We start from the raw sequence: 3,962 nt of genomic DNA, 5'->3' as shown, positions 1-3,962 counted from the left end.
CACCCGGCATCCTTTTTTCCCAGCGACCGTAAAGTTGACCCCACAGGAATCCGCCATGACGAATCTTGCCCAGCAATACAGCATCACCCAAGAGCCGTTCTATCAAGCACAGACCAATGAAGTGGCCCTGTATGAGGCCGCTTACAAGGCCAGGCTGCCCGTGATGGTCAAAGGCCCCACCGGCTGTGGCAAGTCGCGCTTCATCGAATACATGGCCTGGAAACTGGGCAAACCGCTGATCACCGTGGCCTGCAACGAAGACATGACCGCCAGCGACCTGGTGGGACGCTACCTGCTGGAGGCCAACGGCACCCGCTGGCTCGACGGCCCGCTGACGACCGCCGCGCGCATTGGTGCCATTTGCTACCTGGACGAAATTGTTGAGGCCCGCCAGGACACCACCGTCGTCATCCACCCACTCACCGACCATCGCCGCCAGTTGCCACTGGACAAGAAAGGCGAGCTGATCCAGGCACACGCCGATTTCCAATTGGTCATCTCGTACAACCCAGGCTACCAAAGCCTGATGAAAGACCTCAAGCAAAGCACCAAACAGCGTTTTGTCGGCTTTGACTTTGACTACCCTGCCCCCGAACTGGAGGCCAGCATCATCGCCACCGAGGCCGGCATACCGCTGGCCGACGCGGTGCGTCTGGTCAAAGTAGGCGCAACAGCGCGCGCGCTCAAGGGCCATGGGCTCGACGAAGGTATCTCCACCCGCCTGCTGGTTTACGCCGCTAGGCTCATCAAAGGCGAGGTGGATCCGGTAGATGCCTGCCGCATGGCGCTGGTGCGTCCGATCACCGACGACGTCGACATTCGCGCCACACTCGACCACGCGATTGACGCCGTGTTTGCCTGACGCCACCGTCCAACTTGACGCACACCCCGCGAGGCCCGGCGTGTTGACCACTTCTGCTGCTATTGACGATGCCCAGTTGCAAGCCTGGCGCCGCCAGCTCGATTGCAGCTTTGCCCAAATTGACGACGTTTTTGCCGCCTGCATGGCCGAGGCAGCGGGGCTGCTTAGCGCCCAAGGGCTGGATGACTTTTTGATGCAGGCGCGCTTCTTGGGCAAGATGGGCCGCGGTGTCGAGCCAGCGCTGATCTTTTTGCAGGAATGGCCCCCGATTGCGAAAACTGTGGGCGAAGACGCGCTCGATGCTGTGATGCAAACCGTGCGCACCCTCAACAAATCGCCCAACGGCAAAGCGATTGCGCCATTTCTTCAAACACTGGCCGCCGTGGCCCGGCGCCTGCCCAGCCAGGGGCAGTTGCAACACTACCTGGACCTGTGCGTGATGCTGATGGAACGCACCAGCGGCTCCATCCACGGCATCCACAAAACCTACCCCAGCCCAAGCCTGGCCGTTTTTTTTGACAAGGCACCCCAACTGCTCGAAGTGCTGAGCGTGCAGGGCCTGAGCAACTGGATCAACTACGGCATCCGCAACTACAACCACCATCCCGAGCAACAGCGCGAGTTTTTCAGCCTGGCCAGCAGCGACAGCCGCGCTGTGCTGCAGCGCGAACGCCATGGCACGCTGCTGATGGACCACACCCGTGTGCTTGACCTGACGCTGCGCGCGCTTTGGCAAGATGGCGATTTGCTGGTGCCCTACTCCACCACCTTTGATGCGCAGCGCCAGCCCATGCCGTACTTTGACGCGCACGGCATGCGTCTGCCCGATGTGTATGACGAGCGCAATGGTGTGAGCGGCCTGGACCGCTACCGTGTCGCGCTGGCGCACATGGCAGCCCATCGGCGCTGGAGCACACCGATTTTTGCCGACAACTACAGCCCGGCGCAGCGCTTGGCGATCGAGTGTTTTGAGGATGCGCGGGTCGATGCGCTGATGCTGCGCGAATACCCCGGCCTGCGCCGCCACTTATTGGCCTTGCACCCGATACCGCTTGATGGGGCTTGTAACCCTGCGACACATTCCTGCTTGAGGCACCGGCTGGTGATGCTGTCGCGCGCGCTGCTGGACCCGCCTAAACGCTTTGAGCACCCGCAGTTGCAGGAATGGGTGCAGCGCTTCTCTGGGTTGATGGCACTGGGCGAATCCAGCACGTCTGACATCGCCGGGCTGGCGCTGAGCTACCTGGGCAAAACCCGGCTGCAAAGCGACCAGTTGCCCGACACCTGGTTCGAGGACACCGAAGTCGACTACCACGACGACAACCGCCATCTGTGGCGCTTTTACGAACTCAGCGACGACGAAGAGGACTTTGATCGGCCCACCGCCACGGCCGCCCAGGAGCTGCAGACCCTGCCACCGCGCCACTACCCCGAGTGGGACTACAGCAGCCAGAGCCTGCGCCCGGACTGGGTCAGCCTGTATGAGCGCCTGCACCCCAGTGGCAACGCCGCCGACATCGACAACCTGCTGGCCAAACACGCGGCGCTGGCCAAACGCCTGAAACGCCTGCTGGATGCCCTGAAACCCCAAGACAAGGTGCGCCAGCGCTATCAGGAAGAAGGCAGCGAGTTGGACCTGGACGTGGCCATCCGCTCGCTGATCGACTTGAAAAGCGGCTCCAACCCCGACATGCGCATCAACATGAGCCACACCACCGACGGGCGCAGCATTGCCACCACGCTGCTGCTGGACTTGTCGGAGTCGCTCAACGAAAAAGCCCGTGGCTCGGAGCAAACCGTGCTGCAGCTCAGCCAGGAGGCGGTCTCGCTGCTGGCCTGGGCGGTGCAGCAACTGGGCGACCCGCTGGCGATCGCCGGGTTTCACTCCAACACCCGGCACGATGTGCGTTACCTGCACCTCAAAGGCTTTGCTGAAGCATGGGACGACACCGTCAAAGCCCGCCTCGCCGCGATGCAGGCCGCCTACAGCACCCGCATGGGTGCCGCGCTGCGCCATGCGGCGCGCACTTTGTCAATGCAAGCTGCCGACAAAAAGCTGCTGCTGGTGCTGACGGACGGCCAACCCGCCGACATTGACGTGAAAGACGAGCGCCTGCTGATTGAGGATGCCAAAGAAGCCGTGCGCGAGCTGGACCACCAGGGCATCTTCACCTATTGCATCAACCTGGACCCCGCCGCCGACGCCTACGTGGCCGACATCTTTGGCAAGCGCTATACGGTGATCGACAACATCGCCCGGTTGCCTGAGCAATTGCCCAAGCTGTTTATGGCGTTGACGCGGTGAGGGTTTGAGGGCAAATTGCTTCCGTTTTTGTATCTATTAACGCTTTAAGATATTGAGCTAGAGGCTCTTTTGTTAGTCAATTCATCGCGAATTCGGTCGCTGCGTTACGGCCGCAATGCGTTACGAGTCGGTCACGAATGCCCGGTATCTGGAAGTTCGACTTCACAATTTCCAATGCCGGGAAGCTGGCGGTCATGGCAGTCTCCAAGGTGCCCAAAGTTGTCAACAGTGAAAGTCGGCACCGGCCTTTCGCGGTCACTGTCCAAGGGGCATAAACTGCCCTTCAGAATCTGTTTTCAGTTTCCTTGACCTGGCTGGCTCCAGTGCAGCGATAGCCCACTGCGGAGAACGGAGCTTGTTGTGTAAGCCTATTCTTTTCCAGACCAAGACCCCTTGTCGAAATTCGGAGCCGCACACCACGCCGCATCGGGCTGCCAGGTGGCGACCCAGGCGGGCAACTGATCTGGCGGCATGGGCCGGGCAATGCCATAGCCTTGTGCCAACTCGCAGCCCAATTGCAGCAGAGCGGTACCGTGTGCCACCGTCTCGACCCCTTCGGCAATCACTTCGCGCTTGAAGGCGGTGGCCAGGCCGATGACACCCTGCAAAATGGCCAGGTCATTGGGGTCGTCGAGCATGTCGCGCACAAAGCTCTGGTCAATCTTGAGCAGTGCCACGCGCAGGCGCTTGAGGTAGGTGAGTGACGAATAGCCAGTGCCAAAGTCGTCCAAAGCAAACTTCACGCCGATCTGGGCGCAGTCTTCAATGACCTGCGACACCTGCGCCATGTCGGCC

The 3,962-nt window shown here is 61.0% G+C and carries 3 protein-coding genes; 2 read left to right on the top strand and 1 reads right to left on the bottom strand.

The window, feature by feature from the left end; all coding sequences use genetic code 11:
• The first annotated feature begins 55 nt into the window (after positions 1–55).
• Together KBF66_RS19065 and KBF66_RS19060 are read left to right on the top strand one after the other, a co-directional pair.
• Positions 56–862 carry a CbbQ/NirQ/NorQ/GpvN family protein gene (locus tag KBF66_RS19065; protein WP_296661279.1) on the top strand — a complete coding sequence of 269 codons (807 nt, stop codon included), beginning with the start codon at positions 56–58 and terminating at the stop codon, positions 860–862.
• 40 nt (positions 863–902) lie between these two features.
• Positions 903–3,167: a VWA domain-containing protein gene (locus tag KBF66_RS19060; RefSeq protein WP_296661277.1), complete on the top strand. Its 2,265-nt coding sequence runs from the start codon at positions 903–905 to the stop codon at positions 3,165–3,167.
• A gap of 368 nt (positions 3,168–3,535) precedes the next feature.
• Here KBF66_RS19060 and KBF66_RS19055 read toward each other — a convergent pair.
• Positions 3,536–3,962 (bottom strand): EAL domain-containing protein (locus KBF66_RS19055; protein ID WP_296661275.1); only part of this gene is annotated, 427 nt, incomplete at its 5' end.

Source organism: Rhodoferax sp. (assembly GCF_018063565.1).
GTDB lineage: Bacteria > Pseudomonadota > Gammaproteobacteria > Burkholderiales > Burkholderiaceae_C > Rhodoferax.
The sequence above is the reverse complement of the archived record's forward strand: the minus strand, read 5'-3'. Positions and strand labels throughout refer to the sequence as shown.

What these genes read in the sequence shown, in the direction of transcription:
- KBF66_RS19065 (WP_296661279.1), top strand. Translation starts at nt 56, where the DNA reads ATGACGAATCTTGCCCAGCAATACAGCATCACCCAAGAGCCGTTCTAT.